A 16,938-nucleotide genomic window follows, 5' to 3' on the forward strand; every position below is an offset into this window, starting at 1 on the left:
CCCTCTACAAATGTTTTATCTGCAGAATTGACGATAGTTTTGACAAGCAACAGCTCCGCCACCACAACCAATTGTACCGCCACTAGCACATTGTAGCCACAACGCAGCACACTGAGCTTTTCCTAATCCACTACCTTTTTGGTTTTCGAGTTCCTCTAGTTTAACTTCTTTAAATAGCTTTTCCATTTGTAAAACCTCCCCATTTGTTTGCAATCCGGATTACATTTTTTAATATAAAGGAAGATAAATCTAAATTCAACCATATTTTTTATTTTTTTTTGAAAATTATAAGGAAACTTGTTCATAAATCATAGAAAAAAAACTTTATTACCTATCAATAAACAGAATTGGTTGTAATACACTAAATAAAATTGACTATTATGGATTTATTTTGAATTAATAATGATAAAAATTTAGGTAAATTTTTAATAATTATAGATACAAAAAAGTACCTTCTATTGTAAGAAGGTACTTTTTTATGTTCAAACACTAACCCTTTTATACTTTTGAATAAATTGTTGAGCTCCATTTAAAAAAACTAGAAAACGCTTATTTGTAGTTTCAATAACAATTCTATCTGGTTGAGCATATGGCATACCAATTTTATAATCGATATTATCTGCAACTCCATACTTGTCTGACTCTTTAATACTAACTATTTGATTAATTGGAATTTCTGTTTTAGATAAACCAAATTTTAAGACTAAGCATTTTTCATCAAAACTATAACGTGTATTTAGGAAAACAGTAAAAATAAAGAAAAGTGCTAATAAAATGATTATCATAACTACATATTCCATATAATCACTCTTTCTTATGTTTTTATATAATTTTACCATGTTTTTTAAGTTTTTAAAACAAAAAAACTTTAAGCGATGTGTTATATAAGTTTAAATTTATCTTAACTCTTATGCCCACCTGTTAATCCAGCTCGTTGAAGTGCAGTTCCTGCTGGTGTATAAGAAACTGCTCTCAGAATCGCTTTAGAGCCGTATTTACTTCTAATCCCATCCATTACAAAACCGAGTTTCCTTCTCTTTTCATTATCCACTTCAAATAAACTCAGCTGCTGATTAACATCATCCTCAATATTCGATAACGTGACTGAGACACTTCTCACAGTCTTACCCGAGTAAAACTTATTAAAAAGCATCAAGCAGCATCTATAAATATCCATCGTGATACTTGTAGGAAGATCAATTGTTTTGGAACGATGAAAACCACCACCAAGCTCATCCTTACTGTACCCAATTCCCAGACTGATTGTTCGACCAACTTTATTATGTGTACGTGCCCTTCTTGCGACTTCTTCACAAATCTCCAGAAGAACCGCCTTAATCTCTTCACTCCTTGTGTAATCCCTCAGTAAAATCTGACTCTTACCGAAACTAATCTGACCTTGCATCAACGGAGCACCTATTTCTGATAAATCAATTCCGTGAGCATGGTAGTACAACTGGTTTCCCATTATTCCGAACTTCTTTTCAAGCAGCTCTAAAGGAAATTTGGCTAACTGACCTATAGTCGATATTCCCATCCGATTTAGGTTTCTTTCCATCCTCCCTCCTATCCCCCACATTTTAGACAAAGGGCGAACCTTCCAGAGTTTATTTGGTACATCTTCATATCTCCAACGTGCAATGCCACTCTTTGTTTTCTTACTCTCCAGGTCAAGTGCAAGCTTACTGAGTAGCATATTGTCTCCAATACCAACTGTGCACATCAAACCAAATTCTCTCCACATGCTGCTTTGGATTGCTTTGGCCATTTCTTCAGGATCTTCTTTTCCTGCATCTAAAAAAGATTCATCAATTGAATACGTATGGACACATTTCTCAGGAACAAATCTGTAAAACAGCTTTGTAATTTCAGTTGAAACTCTGATGAAAAGCTTCATTTGTGGATTTACAATGTGTATTCTTGGATCTTCAGGTATCTCAAATAGTCTCGATCCTGTTTTGATTCCAAAATCTTTTTTAAGTGCAGGAGATGCAGCTAACACTACACTTCCCTGTCTATCCGTATTCCCTACAACAGCAAGATAGCATGTTAAAGGGTTAAGCCCCATTGTTACAGCCGATACAGAAGCATAAAAGGATTTCATATCGACACAAAGTATATTCTTACGTGGAAATTGTGAGTAATCAATCATTGTATGTAACTCCTATGATGTTATTCATGTTGATATAAACTGTATTGTCATTCTGGTCTTTTACGTGAAGCTTTTGTTGTTCAAAATTTATGTAATGGACTCTGCCGGTGACATTTTCAACGAATCCATTGTGAAAAAGTTTAAATTGCAACTCTTTGTTAAATTCAAGTGCCTCAGAGACGAGAATATCCATCTCTTCAATTTGTTGATCATCTAAGGATGGCTTTTCAATTTTTGATACATCAATCAAATCTTGTTTAAGCTGTGTCAAATGTTCTGGAAGCATCATTGATGTCCATTTGATTGTTCCTCGATCTCTAAGCATATCGCCCCACTCCTTTATTGATCTAATATTAACAGAACAAACGTTCTTCATTCAAGATAAACCAGAACAAAAGTTCGATGTAAATGTTGGTAATAAAATATAAAGGTCAATGATGATTTGCGTAGTATTAATAAAGGAGGGATTCTTTTCCATGAAGGAGAGTGTAATGGTTAATGAAGAAGAGGCTAATCGGATTTTTGGTCTTAGTTCCTGCTTTGATTATGTCAGGTATTACTTTAATCGAAGCAAATAAAAAGTCCCCTTTGGAAGTAATTGATAATATTCGGGATGAATTTGGTATATTCAGTGTGCAAATTGGTCAAACAGATCCGGCAATTACAATTGGCATGGATCAAACCAAAAGTGAAGCAAAGCTCCGTGAGTATTTAAAAGATAATCTGTCTAGAGAAGCAAAGGAAAAATATAAGATCTATATATTAAAAGATGATATTAATAAATTGGAGAAAGAACATCGAGAGTATTTGAAAGCAAATAACCCCAATAAGTAAAATGCCCAGCTCTTTATTTAAGCTGGGCATTGTTTTCATTATTTAAATAGAATTTCTATAAGCATTAATTGCTTCATTTCGTAATAGCATATTATCTTTATTAACCATGCCTAAGTTATAAGCTTTTTTGATAACATCTAATACCTGCGAATCCATTGTAGAAAGGTTTCCGCCTGCAGTAAATCTCAATTTCCAGTCTTCTAAAGACTTATTCAAATCAAGCGTGCTTTTTTTATTCTCGGGTTTAACGATCGCATTTTTCTCAAGTTTTTCGCAAAACTCGTTAAAACCTATTGAAGATTGCTGAGTATTGTTCTGTCCATACCCTTCTGTTGCTAAGCTACAAAAAGCTAAGAATTTTGGATCTTTAGTTACATCATAATTAGAAGTACTAATCACCTGGTTCACTCTCTTTCAAAATCAATTTTTTGACTGTAAACAAAAGTGGTGCCTGAGCTCAATGCTTTAATCTGTATAGAGTTATCTTGAAGTGCGTCCATGGGAATCTCAAAATATTTATCCCAGCCTATTACCACCTTATTTTGACCAAGGATAGCATCAGATTTAAACATTTTAGCTGTACCGTTATACAACAGATTCTTACCGTCTTTGCCTGTGATAACTGTTAACTTGGTATAACCCATAAAACGAGCTTTCACATATAGTTTATTCCCCTTCAAAACGTTTGGCGCCTTGGTTTGACTAGAAGTGAGGTTATCCCAAGCAAAATCGTTTCCGTCTGATGTAATCCCTGTAATTTGTAGATAGTAGAGTGGTAATGCTTCTGCCGCTTTTGCTTTTGATGAATCAGTGAAAGCGAAAGCAACAACTGCTAGAAGAGCAAGCAGTGAATATGTAATTCTCTTCTTCATTTCCTAAATCCTCCTTGGTACAAGTTTACATGTTAAATATCGTCATTTGAAGGGAATTGTTTAATATTTGAAATAAAAAAAGAACCTGCATTAAGCAAGTTCTTTTCATATTGTCAATTTATTGTGAATTTTTAACGACAAGGACATTTATGTATAGTATAATATTTCCTGTACATAAAGTTTGCTCACTCAAGGGAGTCTTGCTCATCCCCTATGAAAGGGGTGGGAAAATGACTGTTTACGAATCATTAATGATAATGATCAATTTTGGCGGATTGATATTAAATACCGTCTTGTTGATCTTCAATATAATGATGATTGTAACGTCAAGCCAAAAGAAAAAATAGACCTTCCCTTGAGTTTGGACACCTGAAGGGTTAGGCCTACGCAGATTTGACAACGAGCAAGCCCTTTGATGGGCAGCTTTTGTACAGAGCCAGGGTGCTACCAACACCCTGGTCTTTTTATTTTATGCATTTAATTAAACAAAATGCAAAAAATAATTATATAATTGTATCATTACCCTAATTATAACCATATAAAAATGGTATTTGCAATACTATTGCTTGGTGAATAAAACCATTATTTTATTGGAACCCAGTACTTTATCGATGCACAAGTGATATTATCCATGATTCAGTTCAAATTCTTCTCTTGTCATCCCAAAGCAAATACCATCATAATAGGCACCTTTAGTGAAAATGATCTTTCTTAGTTGTCCCTCTTTCATGAAACCTAATTTTTCATGTAATCGTATGGATGGATTATTAAAAGAATAAACAGTTGTATTTACTTTTTGATAAGCAAGTTCCAAAAAGAAAAAGCGAAGAACCATCAAGATCATTTCTTTGGCAAATCCTTTGCCCCTATATGGCTCGAATACAGCCAAATAATAACCGAAGGTACCATTTTTCCTATCACAGTCAAAGGTTTCAATCATACCTACTATATTATTATCACTTTCAACTGCAATAAAACGGAATTCATCTTTTTCTAATTGTTCTTCTACCCATTCTCTCATGTTATTAGCTGAACGAGGAAAATGTAGCGAGTCCATATTTCGCAGAATTTCATCATCTAACGAATCAAATATAACGATATCTTCAGGTTGAATTGCTCGCAGTGTAAGATTCTCCCCTGTCCAATAAGTAACTGCCATTTTAACTTTCCCTCCAGTTATTTCCATACGATTTCTTAACTGCTTAGTAAGTCATCATCTAATTCAATATACAGAATTCCATCATCTTCTTTATCAGCTTCAATTGGTTCATCAACTAAACTGAAGACAAACTCCTCAAACGAATTGGCAATTAAGAAAAAGTCTTTGTCGGGATGACTTAATTCATGATCCCAAAACAATATCTTTCCATTATCGATATCCATGCATATTTCATTCCCGCCTGCAGAGCTTGCGATAGGAATAATATTTCTAGGAAAGCGATCAGAATATGTATCGATTGCTTTCTGAAGACTGTTATGATCATTCGCTAAACCATAAAAACCTTCTAACAATTGTGTATCATCGCCCTTGCCCATCCATGGATCTTTCTCTAAAGGTTTATAGCAAACGTCATACTCAATCTCATCTGTTGTTTTTTTACTTTCTAAATAACATCCTCCATATTTCTTCAAAAAGTCCTTATAATCTGAAGGTAATTGATTGCCTATGTTCATTTCAAGCTCTTTGAGTTGTTCATTTGTATTAATGCTAGGATATCTGCCAGCATCAATCGTAAACTCTTTCAACTTTTGTTCGATCTTAGTGAAGCTCATTTTAATACCCTCCGCATTGCACATCTTTAGCAATGAACAATTGCAATACTTTTGTTTAATAGATTATTCAATTTCTATGCCATCATATGCATCGCCTAGTGATACATAATCATCCCTTAACCAATACCAATGTTTACCCTTATTTTCAAGCAGTCGCTGTATTAAATCTGTAAATGAACTTGCTATCACCTGTGTTTCGCCGACTATTCCATGTCGATCAAAAAAACTGTCATAGCATTTTCCTTTTCGCTGATCGTTTAAGTCAATTGTTAGGTATTCTCCTTTTCCATCCGTGCAAACAATATACCACTCGGATGAAATGTCTTCTTCACAGAGCTCCCCAACAATAATGGGATTAGCTAATTCAAACTCAGCTGGTCGTACTATGTATATTGGATAATCCGCATTTTCATATAAAACTGCTCCACCACATTGTTCATAAAATTCACTAATATCTTTTGGTAGTTGATGCTTCTCGTCTATTACTGGGAGACCATCAGCTTCAAACAGCCGACAGTCTGATGTAGAAGCAATCTTCTTGATTAACATGTCAATGCTCAAGTCCGCACCTACTTTCTAAAGTTGTATTGATTAAATGCGTTATAATATTGCTGTCTAGCTTCTTTAGGAACATTAGCAGCATCAAACATCTTCTCAGTAAGTTCTTGTATTTCTCTGGGGGATACTTCTTTCCAGTTTACTTTGCCGCCAACTTTCTTCCCTGTTTTTTCGAACAACCATTCTCTATATACTTTCTTGGTAGCGTTGTGTTGTTCCTTAGTTAAAGCTACTGTTGGTGTGTTACTCCCTCTACTCACATAATTCGGAACATTGTGTTTAGCCCATACGTCCATTACACCGTGATGATTCTCTAAAGGACTGTTACTTGGTCTATAATCAACGACATCGAAAGGTTTTACTTCTTTATCTGACCCTTTAGCAAAACTCATTAGCTGATTTTTTAAGTTTTCTCCATCCACTACATTGTATGGCACGTCCCCTGCCATAGCAAGATCGTACTTAGGGTTATAAGGCAGCAAATCTGGAATCTTGACGTCCTTAATTTTCTTCCCTGCTTGACTAGCTTTATTTATTACCTTGCCTGCTGCATCAGCTTTGTTAATGGCTCCTGCACCTTTTGTTCCGATAACAGCTGCAGCCACTGAGCCAATTGCATACGTTACCCATCTTGACCTTGAATAGGCATCTCCATTCACCATATCCTTTTGATATGACTCTTCAATTGCAGCAGATATTGCATCATATGTTTTAACTGGATGAATAACTGCATTGCCAAGCGCTGACAATGTTTCTCCTGGATCGGTGATGAAGTCCCATAAGCCGGTTACAGTGTCTTTGCCAACGTCATATAAGCCTACCCCTACACCTTTTACGATGTCCCAGGTGATTTCTCCTGCTCCTTCTAGCTGCTTTGCTTGTTCAATTTGCACTGCAAGCTGTACTTGAGCTGGCTCCAGATTCTCGTACCCTACTTTCTTAGCAATCTCTAAATATTCATCAGGATCAGACACACCGTCATTAAGTTTTTTCTTTAATTCCTTGATTTCACGTTCCTTTGCTTCTTCTTTCTTCACGGTTAAATAAGCTTCTGAATGCTGCTCAATATCGCCTTTTTTCTTATGTATGTCACTTTCTCTATACGCTTTGGCGCTATAGTGAATCGGTGTGGCGTTCTTCCCTTTGCCTGTTGATTCCTGCAGCTTTTTAAAATCTTGCTGGATGAATTGTTCATTTTGTTCAGTCTCAGCGTACTCTGTTTTTAAATCCTCATCAAGCTTGTTTATCTTATCGATTGTTTTTTCACGTTTGTCATCTGCAGAGGAAAGTTTGTCTTTGAAGTCTTCTGTTGAGAATATTTCAAGTGGAAGAATATCATTGATGTCGTTTAAAATGTCTTTCATTGCTTTTTTCTGTTCAGACATAATGGATTTTGATTTTGTGTATGCATTTACAAGTTCATGTTCTAAGAAGGATTCTTCTATGTATGCATCAGACATCTTAGCGTCTTCAAGTTTTGCAGAAATGCTGCTTAAGAAAACAATTTTCATATCGATAAGATCAATCCATTGATCTGTAACGCCGACATGGTCATGATAAAATGCTTTAATGTTGTCTGCACCCTTACCTGAAAACTTGCTGTCGTCTAGGTCAGCTACAGCTTTAAACGCTTTTTTGAGCTTCACCATTTGCGACCTTAGTTCCTTATACTCTTTGGTTCTTTTATCCGCTTCAGAGAGCAATGAATCAGCTTCAAATACCTTCATTTCATTCTCCTTTCAAGCCTACTCTATGTAAATTTTACCACAATCATTTGCTTGAATAACAGAAAAAGACAGCCAGAACTGACTGTCTTATACATCACACTATCTTGTTCTATAATAATTTTCTGCGGTATAGTAGCGCCAATCCCAAAAAGGTTCCCCATTAGCCAATATATACCGGTCTAAAAATATTTCAAAGTTTAAATTTAATGGATTATATTCTAAACCACTTTCAAATATATAGAGATAGTTAGGATCACCTTGATTAATTTTATCTTTATCGATCATTAAATGGCATTCTTCCAATAAGTAGCCAATTGGGATACCATTGATACCTTCAAACAAATCCTCATATTTTAGTTCCTCTTCAATCTCTTCAAGGCTAAATAGCTGAAGTCCTCCACCTATATTCTCCCCATCAGAAAGAATCTCAAAAATTTTCGCACCGTTATGTAGTGTGATGAACTTCTGATAATCCTCTGGAAGGGAAAGCTGGTGTTTAGCCTCAAAGCTTTGAATGTCATTCAGGGTTGCTTTGTCCGGTGAAAATGTAACAAGGAACTCCATGATATCACCTTCTGAACAAAACAATTGAATGGCTCCTTTTTCATCTAAAAGACTTTTCAAGCCATTTACCGTCTTATGAACAAAGTTAGTCAAATAAATCACCCCATATTTAAATCAAAGGGATGTTTCGGCATCTCTTTTTGGATTTCTTTCTATTCATATTGGTAAAAGTAATAATGTTAACAAATATGATTCAAAACTGGCTTTCAAAGGTTCCTAAAGAGTTAATGACTTATTTTAAAAACCTGATTAAGTCAATGAATAATTGGGAAGAAGAGATATTCAACTATTTCAATTCTCCCATTACAAACGCCTATACGGAATCCTTGAATTGTTTGATTAAGACAAGGAGCCAATATTAGCCATGGTTATTCATTTGAAGCTCTTAGAGCAAAAATATTGTTTACACAAGGTTATCGTAAAGTAAAAAAGAAATTCAAAGAAGTTGAAGCTACTTTCGGAAAATTGTGACCTGATCAATTCCCAAATTGGGGTCAAATAGGCTATGAATGGGTTTATGAAGAAAACTATGGTGCTGACTTTTCCATACTGACTAAAGCAATGGAGGATGGTTATTTTTAACCCTCTTTTTACACTTTTTCAGATTACCCATTTTTTATCCTTGGTATGAATTTGTTACAAACTCTTTTGCTTTATTAGCAACAGCTTCCCAAGTGGCCGCAGCATTATCAAGATCCGTAGAAAGCTTATTGATATCCTCATTCTCAAACCCTTGTGCGAGTGAATAAAATTGATTTGCTATAGAATGCCAGTTTCCTTCAGTTTGTTCTATAAACTCCAGAGACCTTTCTGCCTGGTATATTACATTATGCAAGTCTATATTGATGCCGTGAAACAGACTTAAAACTTTTACAACTAATGCAACTTGTGCATCTACACCGTTTAAATTCTGAAAATTATCAATTCGTTGTTTAAACATTTGAACATCAGAATACTCTAACATTTCGGATACTATATACCCGATTAAAGGGCCTAACTCAGAGCTGAATTTTACTTTCTCATTTATCTCATGCTCTTCAAGACTTTCACCCAACAATTTTTTAAATTGCATGAATATATTCAATAAATCATGTATCTCGCTCTCATCATTGTATTGTGAATCTAAATAAGTCATTACTTCTTCAAAAGAATTGTTCAATTGTGTAACACCTATGAAGTTGTTACCTCCTTGAAGAAAGGAATTTAGTAGATTTTGAACATCTTTCATAGATTGTTGATTTTCATCGAGCTCTCTCATAAGTATAAGACAGACCTCATGAAAATCTTGAATAGCATCTTGTCTATCTTGATCATTGCTTGCAGTTGTAATTGCCCTTAAACCTGGTTGTAATGCTTCGTTTATCAATTCCGAAGTGGTAGACCCAACATTGTATATATCATTAGCCATTTTATTAACACAGCTTAATAATTTCTCCAACCACCAGTCACACAACTTTTTATATTCGTTATAAACATCATATAATTTCTGAAAATCTTGAGGTATTTCAACGTTTTTCGGTAAGTTCAAATAAGTTTTCATCTCATCATTGCTCACAGGCAAACCCGTTCCAGTAAGAATATTAGCTTGAGTTTTTGCCCAATATCCAGTAGATATTAGCCCATCTCTTCCTAATAAAAGATCCTGTGGTCCATATTGGGATGTTGCATCTAAAAGATTATCATATTTCATTTCTTGACCCGCCCTTTCATATCATCTAGAGTTTATATATTTAATATAACAAAAAACCTACCAAATTATTTTATTTTTTCAATTTTTTATTCGATAAAAAAGTAAGACGGGAATCATTTTGTAGAGCAGATCGAAAATGAAAATGCAGCTAAACTAATTACAATGACAGTCGCCAGTTTTATTTCATCACAAGACAAAATTTAAGGAATAATTTAATTCACAAAAATTGGATACAGGATTATAATTATTGATGGTTTACCGATATAAATAGAGAACAAACATTCTAAAAGGGGAAATGAAGTTGAAGAAAGTATTATTAGGTTTTGCAGCATTCACTTTGAGCTTATCGTTGGCAGCCTGCAGCTCAAATGATTCTGAAAAAGTAAGCACAGAAAAAGAAACACCACAAGCGTCTACGGATGTGGAAAAGAAAACAGAACAAAAGGAATCTACTAAAGAAAAAACTGCTGACAAGTCTAAGGAAAAAGACAAAAAGGAATTGGTCGATGTTACTCTAGATAGAGCTGTTGATGGTGACACAATTAAAGTTACCTACAACGGAAATGTAGACACAGTACGCTACTTGCTCATAGACACACCTGAAACAAAGAAACCAAATTCTTGTGTTCAACCATATGGTGAGGATGCGTCAAAACGAAATAAAGAATTGGTCAACAGTGGTAAGCTGCAGCTTGAATTTGACAAAGGTGATCGCAGAGATAAATACGGAAGACTATTAGCTTATGTTTATGTGGATGGCAAATCTGTTCAGGAAACATTGCTAAAAGAAGGATTGGCCAGAGTAGCGTATGTATATGAGCCAAATACGAAATACATAGATCAATTTAAGAAAGACGAGCAAGAAGCAAAATCAGAGAAGCTTTCAATCTGGAGCAAGAATGGATATGTGACTGACCGAGGATTTAATGGCTGTGTGAAAGAGAAAACCACTGCAGTTAAAAAAGCAACAACATCTAAACCGGCAGCAACACAGCCTACAACTCCAAAGGCATCAAGTGAAACTTCGACTACAACTGAAAAAGAAGCTTCTTCAGAGACAACTGGAGGAACAGAAACATTTAAAAATTGCACAGAGTTAAGAAAGAAATATCCGAATGGAGTGCCTAGCTCCCACCCTGCTTACCAATCTAAAATGGACAGGGATCATGACAACTATGCTTGTGAACGATGAAAGGAGATAAGTGATGGGACAAAAATTTCATAAATTAAACTCTAAGTATGGAATCATAGATTATCCAATACTTTTAAAAGATCTTGAGTCCATCATTCAAGAATTCCCTAAATCAGAAAGAAAGTTTTATGAGTATGCAATTAAAGCTTTAAAAAAGGAAGTTGGGAAAAAGGAAAAGATTTTACATATGACTTCTGCAGATCCAAAGCTTACTAAATTTGGTTTTATGGTTATCACTGAAAAGAAACTTCTATTTGTCACTATGAAAGGCGGTTTTTTCGGGGGTGCAGATACTGAAGTTGTTGAATTTAAAAGTATCAAAGAAGTTGACTTCGATATTGCTCCAAATCCCTTGGGAATGGCCACGATGCAATTGGGTATCCTCCATTTAAAAATCAAAGGTAAGCTTGGAATGAGTAGCAAGCGTACCATTAGAAATATTGATGAACATTCTCTTGATAAAATAGTAGCTATACTAAGAGAGCAAACAAAATAAAAAGCCCGTTTTTGGGCTTTTCTTTTTTTATATGGCTAAGTTAAAGATAAAGGTTGATTTAATATTATGGATAACGGAGTTTCTTATATTTTATGTAGTTTTAAATGGATTTCTAAGTTTACTTGGTTATTTATGTTAAACTAAATATAAAGAGATTGTAATAACTTCCACTTAAATTAACGGGTCAGTTAGTTTAAGAAGATGAATAAAAAAACAACACCTTTCATCAAGGGGTCTTGCTAATTTAATTGTTGCAAACTTACAGAGTATCTAATAAGAGGTTATAGATAGGAGATGAACTAAATGAAAAAAATAGTTGAAAGTACAACTTTTCCAAGAACAAAACAGTCTATAACAGAAGATTTGAAAGCTTTAGGATTAAAGAAAGGGATGACCGTACTTGTACATTCCTCTTTATCTTCTATAGGATGGGTAAATGGTGGAGCTGTTGCTGTGATTCAAGCATTAATAGATGTTGTTACTGAAGAAGGTACCATCGTGATGCCTTCTCAATCCGTGGAATTATCTGACCCAAAAGAATGGGGAAACCCTCCCGTACCAGAGGAGTGGTGGGATATTATTAGAGAAAGTATGCCAGCCTATAATTCTAACTATACCCCCACTACTAGAGGGATGGGGCAAATAGTAGAGTTATTCAGGTCTTATCCAGAAGTTAAAAGAAGTAATCACCCAAACTACTCCTTTGTAGCTTGGGGAAAACATAAAAACAAAATCCTTAATCAACATCCTTTAGAATTCGGACTGGGTGAACAATCACCTCTGGGGAAACTTTATATACGGGAATCATATGTATTATTATTAGGTGCTGATTTTGATAGTAGTACCTGCTTCCATCTTGCTGAGTACAGAATTCCTTATCAAAAAATTATAAACAGGGGTGCACCTATAATAGTAGAAGGTAAAAGAGTATGGAAAGAATATAAAGAACTTGAATTTAGAGAAGAACTATTTCAAGAAGTCGGTCAAGCGTTTGAAGCAGAACATAATATGAAAGTTGGCAAAGTGGGTTCTGCTAATTGCCGCCTTTTTTCACTTACAGAAGCAGTGGATTTTGCTGAGAAATGGTTTATTAATAATGATAGTAAAAATATAAAAAAATAGCTTGGTCTACCAAATGAGTTTAGTAACACTTTTTAAAACTATCGGGTTCTTTAGGTTTAAAATTGACAGTTAAATCATTGAGCTTGGAAGGAAATTTTTCAAGCTTATTTTTAGTGTCCACCTGTTTAGCCTTTTCACTGAGAAGGCCTCCCACTCTTTTGATCCTCGCTTAACAATGGGAGGGCTTAACTCGTTATAAAAATAAGCGCTCTCCCCTTCGGAAATACGCCTGGCTATTTATTACCTTATTATCATATTAGCCGATGTAAAGCAAAACAGAGTGTCACGTTGACTCAAAAATTTTGTCAAATCATTTCATCCATAATAATCATCTGAATTGTAATTAAAGTACTCAAAAGTATCTTCAATGACTTTCTTGCAGATATCACATACATCCCAATGTCCCATATCATTTTGTTCGGTATAAACTTTGGACACTTCACAAGTGCAATAGTCTACTTCTTTAAACATGCTTATCCCCCTTCGTCTTTGAGATTATCATACCACGTAATCCACGAATTAACTTATGCTTTATACAATGCGGCTCGCCTCTTCATTCTTTAATTTCCTTCACTAAGTAAATCACTTTACAAATCCACCAAAAATGCAGATTCAAAGCCCTTTGCAACTCTCTGTTGTATAAATCAATTTTATATCCCCCATTCAGTGACTGCATAAATAATTTCATTTGGGTTAGGATCATGATCTAAATATCCGCCATATCGAGACACTAGAACCCCATATTTAAAATTAAAGTCAATAATCCATAAATCGCTGTTATTTATTTGTTCCCACAGAAAATTAAAGTTCTCTATTATCCAGTTACCGTTAATCAGAAAAATTGGGCTATCCTCTATCCCTAAATATAAGTAAACTTGTTCATCAGGAAGCTTAGTTTGTTGCACATGATTGATCACTTCATATTCCCAACTGTATTCTTTTCTATGCTCACTGTATTTAATTGCAAAATCATTTTTATGTAACTCAAAGTTCCATTTTTTCTGAACTTTATCTAGGATTCTTTCTAATTCAGGAGATGTGATTAGACTACAATCCTCAATAGTAGTTGCCATATCACGAGGCAGTGTTGACATCAATGTTACTCGGAGGCTTTTTTGTTTGTTTATTTTCAACTTCTGTCTAAGAAGCATTTTTCGATTGTCCATACTATCCTCCATAAATAATAATGTAAGGTTAATAAAAGAAGCCAGAGAGTATGTGAGGGAACTCTCTGGCCTATAGTGGTTGATACACCAACTATGATACATATACAGGATACTTTATATTTGTGATGTATTCAAGCAGCTTTCAGGTTTAAATAAAATGTGAATTTTATTTAAACTACTTAACGTACACTTATTTATACTGCTACTTATTTATTGTCCTTTATATGCTCTTCCCCATAAATACTCTTCATTGTTTCTTCACGTTTTTTCTCTTCCCTTTTCTCTTCCTCTGGAGATACTTTCTTTACTTCTGGTATTTCCATGTTTTTAAGTTTGTCATACACCATAGGGCGTGAATATCTTCCTGTGCTGCCGGGAAAATATGCGTCTATCAAGTTGTATTTATTATCCATCAACATTTCAAACTCATAGTAAGTATCCGCTTGGTTTCCAGTTCCTTTTATTTCATAAGAAGATTGAATGTAATATAAACCATCATCCCTTTTTTCTACCAAACTTTTTTCATAATCAGCTGGAATTGTTCTTTCTGGTACTCCGAACATTTCTTTAACAAGCCAGGATACTTTTTCATAGATATCTTTATGTGTAGTACTTGTTTGAGACTTTGCAGAATATTTATCTGTTTCGCTTGCATCCAACTCCTTTTGCCCTTCTTCACTTTTATAGTACTCAGTGATCTGTTCACACTCTTCTTTTCCGTACACTTCAATACAATCATCCATATTTGGAGTATCCGCGAGTTTATTATCATTTTCCTTTACACCTTCTTCGGAGGATTCCTCTTTAGACTCATTTTTATTTTTAGAACCATCATTTGAATTCGCACTACTTTCAGCACACCCACCAGTGAAGAAAATAAAAGATACACAAACTAACATTGAAAAGCGAATATTCATAAAGCCCTCCTGGATTTATAAAGTATTTACAATGAATTTAGATGAACTAATTATAACCCATGTTCAAGAAGGTTTTTCATAAAATTTCAATCAATTCAATTCCTTCAAATTATTGTATTGTTTTCGTATTCAATGTCAGATAAAATATTCTTAATTAAGTTTCTGTTTTGACATTAAACACAAATAAAGAGGTGCTAAATTTTTGGAGTTAAAAAACATTGTTAATTCTTACAACATCACAAATATTTTAGGGTATCTTAGACGTTCTCGTCAGGACATGGAACGAGAAAAAAGAACAGGTGAAGACACACTCACAGAACAAAAAGAACTTATGAATAAAATACTTACGGCCATTGAGATCCCTTATGAATTAAAAATGGAGATTGGATCAGGAGAAAGCATTGATGGTCGACCTGTTTTCAAAGAATGTCTTAAAGATCTTGAGGAAGGCAAATATCAGGCAATTGCTGTTAAAGAAATAACAAGACTTAGTCGTGGGAGTTATAGCGATGCAGGACAAATTGTTAACCTCCTTCAAAGCAAACGATTGATCATAATTACACCATATAAGGTTTATGACCCTAGAAACCCTGTTGACATGCGCCAGATACGTTTTGAGTTATTTATGGCTAGAGAAGAATTTGAAATGACTAGGGAGCGTATGACAGGCGCTAAATACACTTATGCAGCACAGGGAAAATGGATATCTGGACTGGCACCTTATGGATACCAATTAAACAAAAAGACGTCTAAACTAGATCCAGTTGAGGATGAAGCAAAAGTAGTTCAATTAATTTTTAACATCTTTCTAAATGGGTTGAATGGAAAAGATTATAGCTATACAGCAATTGCTTCACATCTAACAAATTTACAAATCCCTACACCGTCAGGGAAAAAACGTTGGAATCAATACACAATCAAAGCAATTCTCCAAAATGAAGTTTATATAGGAACTGTTAAATATAAGGTTAGAGAAAAAACAAAAGACGGAAAGAGAACAATTAGACCTGAAAAAGAACAAATTGTAGTACAAGATGCGCATGCTCCTATAATTGACAAAGAACAATTTCAACAATCACAAGTAAAAATCGCAAACAAAGTTCCCCTTTTGCCAAATAAAGATGAATTTGAATTAAGTGAACTGGCCGGTGTTTGTACTTGCTCAAAATGTGGTGAGCCTTTATCTAAATACGAATCTAAACGCATACGAAAAAACAAAGATGGAACTGAAAGCGTTTATCACGTTAAATCGCTCACATGTAAGAAAAATAAGTGTACGTATGTGAGATATAACGATGTTGAAAATGCAATTCTGGATTACCTCTCTTCCTTAAATGACTTAAATGATAGTACTTTAACAAAACACATCAATTCGATGCTTTCAAAGTACGAAGACGACAACAGTAACATGAAAACAAAAAAGCAAATGTCTGAACACCTTTCACAAAAAGAGAAAGAGCTAAAAAACAAAGAGAACTTCATCTTCGATAAATATGAAAGTGGCATTTACAGTGATGAACTTTTTTTGAAGAGAAAAGCTGCATTAGATGAAGAATTTAAAGAGCTCCAGAATGCAAAGAATGAGCTCAATGGATTACAAGATACACAATCAGAAATAGACAGTAATACAGTGAGAAACAACATAAATAAAATAATTGACCAGTATCACATTGAATCAAGCTCAGAGAAAAAGAACGAGCTATTAAGGATGGTCTTAAAAGATGTTATTGTTAACATGACACAAAAAAGAAAAGGGCCTATACCAGCTCAATTTGAAATAACCCCTATCCTAAGGTTTAATTTCATTTTTGACCTCACAGCCACTAATAGTTTCCACTAAGAAAAGTAGTAAGTATCTTAAAAAACAGATAAAGC

General features: G+C 34.5%; 22 protein-coding genes, 1 other RNA gene, 2 pseudogenes and 2 other annotated features. Of the genes and pseudogenes, 8 read left to right on the forward strand and 17 right to left on the reverse strand.

Going from position 1 to position 16,938, the window contains the following annotated elements:
- Positions 1-15: 15 nt before the first annotated feature.
- The 4 genes from sunA to yolD all read right to left on the reverse strand — a co-directional run bounded on the left by sunA (position 16) and on the right by yolD (position 2,477).
- A complete protein-coding gene (gene sunA / locus BSU_21480; RefSeq protein ID NP_390031.1) occupies positions 16-186 on the reverse strand; it encodes a sublancin 168 lantibiotic antimicrobial precursor peptide; SPBeta prophage in 171 nt (56 codons plus the stop codon).
- Positions 187-482: 296 nt separating this feature from the next.
- Entirely contained in the window at positions 483-800 is a 318-nt protein-coding gene (sunI, locus tag BSU_21490; protein ID NP_390032.1) for a protein of immunity to sublancin, read from the reverse strand.
- A 101-nt stretch (positions 801-901) separates the two neighbouring features.
- On the reverse strand, positions 902-2,152 hold the full coding sequence (uvrX, locus tag BSU_21500) for a lesion bypass phage DNA polymerase; phage SPbeta (protein NP_390033.2): 1,251 nt from the start codon (positions 2,150-2,152) through the stop codon (positions 902-904).
- Entirely contained in the window at positions 2,145-2,477 is a 333-nt protein-coding gene (yolD, locus tag BSU_21510; protein NP_390034.1) for a conserved hypothetical protein; phage SPbeta, read from the reverse strand. Before yolD ends, uvrX begins: the two co-directional genes overlap by 8 nt.
- A 173-nt stretch (positions 2,478-2,650) precedes the next feature.
- Between yolD and yolC the strand changes: the two genes are divergently transcribed.
- Positions 2,651-2,986, forward strand: coding sequence for a conserved phage protein of unknown function; phage SPbeta (gene yolC / locus BSU_21520; protein ID NP_390035.1), 336 nt, complete (start codon positions 2,651-2,653; stop codon positions 2,984-2,986).
- A gap of 42 nt (positions 2,987-3,028) precedes the next feature.
- Here the strand turns inward: yolC and yolB are convergent, their stop codons facing one another.
- Both yolB and yolA read right to left on the reverse strand, forming a co-directional pair.
- Complete coding sequence (yolB, locus tag BSU_21530) at positions 3,029-3,385, reverse strand: conserved protein of unknown function; phage SPbeta (protein ID NP_390036.1); 357 nt, start codon at positions 3,383-3,385, stop codon at positions 3,029-3,031.
- A 5-nt stretch (positions 3,386-3,390) separates the two neighbouring features.
- Positions 3,391-3,858: a conserved exported protein of unknown function; SPbeta phage gene (gene yolA, locus BSU_21540; protein ID NP_390037.1), complete on the reverse strand. Its 468-nt coding sequence runs from the start codon at positions 3,856-3,858 to the stop codon at positions 3,391-3,393.
- Positions 3,859-4,088: 230 nt separating this feature from the next.
- Between yolA and bsrG the strand changes: the two genes are divergently transcribed.
- Positions 4,089-4,205 (forward strand): phage toxin; type I toxin-antitoxin system, encoded by a 117-nt coding sequence (gene bsrG, locus BSU_21546; RefSeq protein YP_009513970.1) that lies wholly within the window; start codon positions 4,089-4,091, stop codon positions 4,203-4,205.
- On the opposite strand, the gene asrG is transcribed toward bsrG, so the two are convergent.
- The 6 genes from asrG to yokH form a co-directional block, all read right to left on the reverse strand.
- Positions 4,200-4,379: antitoxin small RNA (gene asrG, locus BSU_misc_RNA_77), an RNA gene on the reverse strand. The genes bsrG and asrG overlap by 6 nt on opposite strands.
- 104 nt (positions 4,380-4,483) lie before the next feature.
- Entirely contained in the window at positions 4,484-5,017 is a 534-nt protein-coding gene (gene yokL, locus BSU_21550) for a putative N-acetyltransferase; phage SPbeta (RefSeq protein NP_390038.1), read from the reverse strand.
- 35 nt (positions 5,018-5,052) lie between these two features.
- A complete protein-coding gene (gene yokK, locus BSU_21560) occupies positions 5,053-5,631 on the reverse strand; it encodes a conserved protein of unknown function; phage SPbeta (protein ID NP_390039.1) in 579 nt (192 codons plus the stop codon).
- A 63-nt stretch (positions 5,632-5,694) separates the two neighbouring features.
- Positions 5,695-6,192, reverse strand: a complete 498-nt coding sequence (gene yokJ / locus BSU_21570; RefSeq protein ID NP_390040.1) for a conserved protein of unknown function; phage SPbeta — start codon at positions 6,190-6,192, stop codon at positions 5,695-5,697.
- A gap of 8 nt (positions 6,193-6,200) precedes the next feature.
- Positions 6,201-7,916: a putative RNase; phage SPbeta gene (yokI, locus tag BSU_21580; protein ID NP_390041.2), complete on the reverse strand. Its 1,716-nt coding sequence runs from the start codon at positions 7,914-7,916 to the stop codon at positions 6,201-6,203.
- Positions 7,917-8,015: 99 nt separating this feature from the next.
- Entirely contained in the window at positions 8,016-8,573 is a 558-nt protein-coding gene (yokH, locus tag BSU_21590; protein ID NP_390042.1) for a conserved protein of unknown function; phage SPbeta, read from the reverse strand.
- 29 nt (positions 8,574-8,602) lie between these two features.
- Positions 8,603-8,842 (forward strand) — a sequence feature (Evidence 3: Putative function from multiple computational evidences; Product type e: enzyme).
- On the opposite strand from yokH, the pseudogene yoyK (BSU_21598) reads away from it, so the two are divergent.
- A pseudogene (yoyK, locus tag BSU_21598) lies at positions 8,603-8,842 on the forward strand. It overlaps the preceding feature by 240 nt.
- Positions 8,835-8,951: a sequence feature (Evidence 3: Putative function from multiple computational evidences; Product type e: enzyme), on the forward strand. It overlaps the preceding pseudogene by 8 nt.
- Positions 8,835-8,951, forward strand: a pseudogene (yoyK, locus tag BSU_21599). Its footprint overlaps the feature before it by 117 nt. The pseudogenes yoyK (BSU_21598) and yoyK (BSU_21599) overlap by 8 nt, the downstream one beginning before the upstream one ends.
- A gap of 145 nt (positions 8,952-9,096) precedes the next feature.
- On the opposite strand, the gene yokG reads toward yoyK (BSU_21599), so the two are convergent.
- A complete protein-coding gene (gene yokG, locus BSU_21600; protein NP_390043.1) occupies positions 9,097-10,170 on the reverse strand; it encodes a conserved protein of unknown function; phage SPbeta in 1,074 nt (357 codons plus the stop codon).
- A gap of 301 nt (positions 10,171-10,471) precedes the next feature.
- Here yokG and nukF point away from each other — a divergent pair, with 301 nt between their 5' ends.
- From nukF to aacD, 3 genes are all read left to right on the forward strand, one after another.
- Positions 10,472-11,362, forward strand: coding sequence for a calcium-dependent DNA nuclease, lipoprotein; phage SPbeta (nukF, locus tag BSU_21610; protein NP_390044.1), 891 nt, complete (start codon positions 10,472-10,474; stop codon positions 11,360-11,362).
- Positions 11,363-11,375: 13 nt separating this feature from the next.
- On the forward strand, positions 11,376-11,858 hold the full coding sequence (gene yokE, locus BSU_21620) for a conserved protein of unknown function; phage SPbeta (RefSeq protein ID NP_390045.1): 483 nt from the start codon (positions 11,376-11,378) through the stop codon (positions 11,856-11,858).
- A gap of 303 nt (positions 11,859-12,161) precedes the next feature.
- Positions 12,162-12,980, forward strand: a complete 819-nt coding sequence (gene aacD / locus BSU_21630) for an aminoglycoside N3'-acetyltransferase (RefSeq protein NP_390046.1) — start codon at positions 12,162-12,164, stop codon at positions 12,978-12,980.
- Between the two features lie 19 nt (positions 12,981-12,999).
- Here aacD and BSU_21638 read toward each other — a convergent pair whose 3' ends face one another.
- The 4 genes from BSU_21638 to yokB all read right to left on the reverse strand — a co-directional run bounded on the left by BSU_21638 (position 13,000) and on the right by yokB (position 15,063).
- The gene (locus BSU_21638; protein ID YP_009513971.1) at positions 13,000-13,134 is read right to left on the reverse strand and encodes a hypothetical protein; phage SPbeta; all 135 of its coding nucleotides are present in this window, start codon (positions 13,132-13,134) and stop codon (positions 13,000-13,002) included.
- A 161-nt stretch (positions 13,135-13,295) separates the two neighbouring features.
- Positions 13,296-13,451 (reverse strand): hypothetical protein; phage SPbeta, encoded by a 156-nt coding sequence (locus tag BSU_21639; protein YP_009513972.1) that lies wholly within the window; start codon positions 13,449-13,451, stop codon positions 13,296-13,298.
- A gap of 179 nt (positions 13,452-13,630) precedes the next feature.
- A complete protein-coding gene (gene yokC, locus BSU_21640; RefSeq protein ID NP_390047.1) occupies positions 13,631-14,146 on the reverse strand; it encodes a conserved hypothetical protein; phage SPbeta in 516 nt (171 codons plus the stop codon).
- A gap of 206 nt (positions 14,147-14,352) precedes the next feature.
- The gene (gene yokB, locus BSU_21650) at positions 14,353-15,063 is read right to left on the reverse strand and encodes a hypothetical protein; phage SPbeta (protein ID NP_390048.1); all 711 of its coding nucleotides are present in this window, start codon (positions 15,061-15,063) and stop codon (positions 14,353-14,355) included.
- 202 nt (positions 15,064-15,265) lie between these two features.
- Between yokB and sprA the strand changes: the two genes are divergently transcribed.
- Complete coding sequence (gene sprA, locus BSU_21660) at positions 15,266-16,903, forward strand: serine-type phage integrase; phage SPbeta (protein ID NP_390049.1); 1,638 nt, start codon at positions 15,266-15,268, stop codon at positions 16,901-16,903.
- Positions 16,904-16,938: the final 35 nt, after the last annotated feature.

Source organism: Bacillus subtilis subsp. subtilis str. 168, from assembly GCF_000009045.1.
GTDB lineage: Bacteria > Bacillota > Bacilli > Bacillales > Bacillaceae > Bacillus > Bacillus subtilis.